A 4,713-nucleotide genomic window follows, 5' to 3' on the forward strand; every position below is an offset into this window, starting at 1 on the left:
CGACTGATATAGATCTTCCGAGGTCCAGCCGTCCGCAAGGCGGTCGAGGATGAGATCCACAGACAGCCGCGTGCCCTTTACCACTGGCTTGCCTACCAGAATCTCAGGGTCGGAAACAATGTGATCGCGCCAGTTCATGGGGCACTCCTTTCCTTGACAACATGTTCGAATATTACTTCCCGCAACAGCACAGCAGTTACGGTCGGCGCACCAGCAGCAGGCCACATCCGAACGCCTTCGCATGGCCGATTCCCCCGAGCAATGCCGACGCGAAAGCCGTCGGATCATCGACTTCGAGCGTGCCGGAAAGATCCACTGTCGACAGAGTGATCTCCCGCTGCCCACCTCGGGGTATACGGTGTTGTAGATACGAATCCACCCGTAGGTCGTCCAACACGCGGAACCCGTTTCGGATGGCAATTCCGGGCCGGGACGAGTCGCCGAGCCAATCTCGAATCGACTTATGGGTCAGCTCGTACAGCGGTGGCCGGCCAGCTTCAGGAACGTCGGCCCAACGAGTGGCCCCATGCTCGGCCATGATGCGCTTCTTGGCATGCATGACAACGTCGTCACGCCTCGACTTTCCATCGCGTTCGCGAGCTTGCGTAGGGTTTACGCGCAGATCGAATCGCAGGCGATCACCGGTACCCACCTGCGGCGCGTACTCCCGGCTCTGAACCTGCCACGCCGGATGCGGCGCGACCGCCGGCCTCTGTGACACGCAATAGAACAACGCCTGCTGTCGCTCGCCCTCGGGATCGAAGCGGCGGAAGAGGAAGTCGCGGGCACTGCCATCGGCAGCGGGAAAGAAGCGCCAGAGAAACTGATGGTCACTACGCGCGCTTCCGAACGCATGTCCCAGGGCCTCGCGCGCTCCAGGATGCCGCTCATCGAGCTCAATCCGGGTGAAGTAATTCATGGCGCCCGCTCGTCCTCGGCTTCGTCGGAAGGCTCGGCCCCGGCGGTCAGCGCTACGCGCTCGGTGCGGTCGGCAAACTGCCAGCGTTGGCGCGAGCGAGGCGAGTCCTTGCGCGTCACGCTGAAGGATTGGGGCCAGCCGGCATCTGCGCCTTCTTCCCAGGCGACCATTACCGGCTCGGCTGGAATCCCTAGTCGGTCGCGCTCGTCGATCTCCGGCAGCCGCACCTTCGCAAGCGCAGACCTGAAATTCTCTGCCTCCACGATCTTCGGCGACAGCGGGAGGGCCGGCGGGCAAGCTTTGCGGCCGAGATATAGCGTGAATTGCGGGCGTTGCAGCGCCATGGCGATCGAATTCAACTCCATATCCGCAGAATGTCCGCGCAGCCACACCCCGACCACGCACAGCGCATCCTGCCGGTAGTCGCGAGTCGAAAGAATCGTATTCAAGTCGTAGCGTGGAATCGCTAACTCATCGGCGCGAGTGCGGTGAGGCCGCTTCTTTATGTCCGACGCCCCCGGCACCTGCGCCGTGTGATAGTCGCGCAGCAGTGAGCCTTCCGCGTACACGGCGACGGCGAAGGTGAGCGCATCGTCCAGTTGTTGGTGGCGCGGCTCATCGGCGCGATCAAACCCCAGGGCGGCGGCGATCAGACCGAGCAGCGCGGACCGGCCGGGGTAGGCGTGGCTCGGTCGGTACTCGCCCACCGCGACGTCGCCCCAACTGGCCAAGGGTGCGTAAAGCCGAAACAGCAGAACGTCCATCGCCCTCAGTCCGCCTGCGCAAACGCGATCAACTCGGCCAGGCTGCCCTCACCCGTTTCGGCGTTGAAGAACTTCCGCGCATCGGCACAATCGCCGTACACCTTGTCCATGTTTTGCCGCTTGTCGTTCAAGGCCTCGATCGAGTCCTGGATCATGTCGGTGCCATTCACGGGTTTGACGAACGCGAGACTGAGAGATCTCGGCTGCTGACTACCCTTCTCGACGAGCATGTAGGACGCATAGGCGCGAGAAGCGAAGCTCGCCTGCTTGCCGGTCGGCGCCACCTTGGCGATAGCCTCCAGCAGTGCCGCGAGCGCCTTGTTCCGCAGCGTCGTATCGCCGCCGAGGTTCGTGTCGAGGAGATCGCGGTTGATGCAAACGTAAAGGTAGTAAACGCCGGCGCCAAAACCAGCTTCGCCGATATGGGCTGCACCTGCATCTCGTTCGCCGCGGTTCAGGTCGTCTACGGCGGTGAAGTAATCATCCTCGGCGGACGCCTTGTGGACGGTGAAGGCGTGGGCTACCTGAGCTGCAGCCTCGATATTGAACCTCGGCTTCTCGGCGAGCATTCGGCCAAACAGCGCGATGTCCACAGCATGATGATCCTCACGTAGAAGCTCAAGCTCCTGAGCCGTCGGAAGCCGAGCCGCATCCGCCAACTTGTTGGTGAGGGCGTCTATCAACGCGTGCTCCGCAGGGCTGATGTGGACTAGTTGACTTGTGGAGAGCGACTTACGAAAGGCTTTGAGCGCCTTGTCGCCAGAGTCGTCGTCCGCCTTTGATTCGTCATTGCTCGCATCGTCTGGGGCGTGTGCCTTTACCTTCTTGGGCGGGTAGTCAGCCTCAAGACTGCCGAACTGCTCGATGATCTTCCGAGTCCCTTCGTGAGCGAGCTTGAACTTCGCTTCCTTGAAGTGCTTGAGGGATTCAGCGTCGATAGTCTCAATCTGAGCCAGCTTCTTGAAGATTTCCAGCCCAAGCGTTTTAGTACGCGTGCCCAAGTGGCCGGCTAGCGCGTCCTGGAAAAGGTCCGAGGTACGCCACGCCCGTTTTCCGCTCTGCGACGACACACGCAGTCGTGCGACACCACCGACCAGCGCGCTCTTCGGGCGCCCGAGATCGTCGCGGTTTAGGTTTGATGGAGGATACGAAGTAAGTACGTGAAGCTGGACGAAACGGCTCATGTCGCGGTCTCCATTGAGTTCAAGCAGATTTTTTGGCGGGCCATTGGTAGTCGTACACCCAGCGCTTGCGCACAACGTCGCCCCAGTACCAGACATTGGCGGCGAGAGCGGGCAGATTCACGTGGCCGTCGACAAGCGGCACTACACGCCGCAGCCGGATAAAAAGTTCGTCCTCGTCGGTCGCGTCCAGGATTTGCCGCAATCGCAGTGGCGAAACGGAGGGCTTGTCTCCGGCGGAAAACGCATCTGGCAGGGACTGGTCGGACAGCCCTTTGACATGCGCTGCGAGAGCGATGATCGAGGCGAGCCGTGGGCTGCGCGAATCGTGCTCGGACAGGCCCGCGCCGACAAGGCGACGACGCGCGTGGTGAAAGGCCTCGGTTTGCATCACCTGCAGCAGGTCGCCACAGCGACGCAACTGAGCGCGATCGCCGCGGTTTTGCTCCAGCCCGCGCCACCAGGCCAGCAGTGCGCCCATCGTCGGGTCGCCCTTTGTGAATGGCTTGTTCATCGTGCCTCCGTGGTGTCTTGCGCCGTCGAGCCTCGGCGGCGCTGCCTCCTGCCTGTCTCCGTTGAGTTAGCGACGATCAATCCGAATGCTTGCTGAAGGGTGTCGCCGTCCAAGTGCCTGCGTAGTGCGCGGTAGGCAACCGCGAGTTTGGCCGGGTTGCCGGCCTCAACGTTTCCTGACGCGGCGATCTCGTCGAACAGGCACCGCGCCGTAAGCCGTAGCACATTGAGCCAGCCGCGCCGCAGCGGCTCGCTCTGATCATAGGCGCCTCGCCCGTGTTCCTTCGCAAGGTCGATGGCCCGCTCGACCAGCACAAAGAAGTGTCGCTCGGTGCGATTCCAGAATATCGCTTCAACAAAGCCGAGGTCACCGCGCGTTTCACCGTTGCCAAACCACGCGTCCCGTACCGCAAAGCGAATGCACTGCGCGACAGACTCGGCGCCGGCGGCGAGCGGGCCGACGATGCTAGCGATTGCCTCGGAGACCTCGGCGGGGCTCTGTTTACTCTCCGGAAGATCGAACAGCGGAAAGTTGGCTTCGTACCAGCAGCGAGCCTTCATGTTGTCCATGTCATAGCCGAACGCCCGCAAGCGAACCTGGCCGCCTTTGGAACGAGTGCTACGGTACGCCTGCACCACCGCGGCGGGCACGATTTGCCTGCCGGCCCGCTTTGATCCGAGCGCCCAGCCAAGCCAATGACGGTACGTCATCCCATCTGGCTGCGGATGCACGGGAAAGAGCGGTTCATTCGCCCCGCTCCGATAGTAGGGCGAAAGCGGATGGAGCCAAGCGCCTTTGTAGTTCAAACCGTAGTTCTTCGCGACGTACCGCTCGATTGGCAGATCGGTTGTCCGAGCACAAATGGCACATGGCTCTGGAGCTGCTCCCCCACTACGGCTCGCAAATTGGAGCCGGATGCGCCTAGGCATGGCCCAGTACACTTGCAACGGATGCACATCCAGCGGCTGGACAGCGTCCGAGTGCTTCATTGTCTGCTCAACGCCGCGCAGCCATGGGAATACATTGCTCAGTTCCGCCTGCGATGAATTCGCGGTATGGAAAGAATGCGGATCGAGAACATTGCAGGCGACGTCCCGCCACAGTGCGGACGCTGGATGCGACTCTCCAATCTGTGCATACGTAACGAGCGTCGTCAGCGGACCCCCGCCGCGTATTGAAGTGCGGTGACCGGCTCCACCGCTAGGCGCGTTTGTCATCAAGCAAAGCAGCGCGGTAGCGGCGCAATGTGGGCAAAGCGCGCCGCCGCTGCTGCGCTTCACAAAGTGATCCGTATTTCTCTCGATCGACTGAGCACCGGGAAAGTCGATCAGCAAG

General features: G+C 61.8%; 6 protein-coding genes. All 6 read right to left on the reverse strand.

From position 1 onward, the window contains the following. Nucleotides 1-288 (reverse strand): DUF433 domain-containing protein (locus tag SGJ19_21160; GenBank protein MDZ4782764.1); only part of this gene is annotated, 288 nt, incomplete at its 3' end. Continuing rightward, nucleotides 197-919, reverse strand: a complete 723-nt coding sequence (gene cas6e / locus SGJ19_21165) for a type I-E CRISPR-associated protein Cas6/Cse3/CasE (protein ID MDZ4782765.1) — start codon at nt 917-919, stop codon at nt 197-199. The genes SGJ19_21160 and cas6e, both read right to left, overlap by 92 nt. Continuing rightward, a complete protein-coding gene (gene cas5e / locus SGJ19_21170) occupies nt 916-1,683 on the reverse strand; it encodes a type I-E CRISPR-associated protein Cas5/CasD (GenBank protein MDZ4782766.1) in 768 nt (255 codons plus the stop codon). Before cas5e ends, cas6e begins: the two co-directional genes overlap by 4 nt. Nucleotides 1,684-1,688: 5 nt before the next feature. Beyond that, on the reverse strand, nt 1,689-2,867 hold the full coding sequence (gene cas7e / locus SGJ19_21175; GenBank protein ID MDZ4782767.1) for a type I-E CRISPR-associated protein Cas7/Cse4/CasC: 1,179 nt from the start codon (nt 2,865-2,867) through the stop codon (nt 1,689-1,691). Nucleotides 2,868-2,886: 19 nt separating this feature from the next. Then, nucleotides 2,887-3,345, reverse strand: coding sequence for a type I-E CRISPR-associated protein Cse2/CasB (gene casB, locus SGJ19_21180; GenBank protein MDZ4782768.1), 459 nt, complete (start codon nt 3,343-3,345; stop codon nt 2,887-2,889). Between the two features lie 29 nt (nt 3,346-3,374). Continuing rightward, entirely contained in the window at nt 3,375-4,712 is a 1,338-nt protein-coding gene (casA, locus tag SGJ19_21185; protein ID MDZ4782769.1) for a type I-E CRISPR-associated protein Cse1/CasA, read from the reverse strand. Between the last annotated feature and the right edge of the window lies 1 nt (nt 4,713).

This window comes from Planctomycetia bacterium, from assembly GCA_034440135.1.
Classification (GTDB): Bacteria; Planctomycetota; Planctomycetia; order Pirellulales; family JALHLM01; genus JALHLM01.